1 protein-coding gene is annotated in these 239 nt (G+C 75.7%); it reads right to left on the bottom strand.

The window, feature by feature from the left end:
- A partial coding sequence (locus KVS67_RS12990; RefSeq protein WP_217565549.1) for a pantoate--beta-alanine ligase occupies positions 1-239 on the bottom strand: 239 nt, incomplete at both ends.

The following is a 239-nucleotide window of genomic DNA, read 5'->3' as shown; positions in this document are numbered from 1 at the left end:
CGAGGACCCCCCCCAGGCGGCCGGCGGAGACGGTGACGATCGGCGCGTCCGGGTAGCCCGGGTACATCCCCTGCACGTCCGGGGCGAACACGACGGCGGCGCCCGCCGCCGCCAGCAGGTCCAGGTCCGCGTCCAGGGTGCGCGGATAGGGCTCCAGGTCGGCCGGATCGCCGGACTGGAGCGGGTTCACGAAGATGCTGACCGCGACGACGTCGTTCTCGGCGCGGGCCCGCCGCACC

The organism is Micrococcus sp. GbtcB5 (assembly GCF_019091605.1).
Taxonomy (GTDB): Bacteria; Actinomycetota; Actinomycetes; order Actinomycetales; family Micrococcaceae; genus Micrococcus; species Micrococcus luteus.
This window is presented reverse-complemented; position numbering and strand designations above follow the sequence as displayed.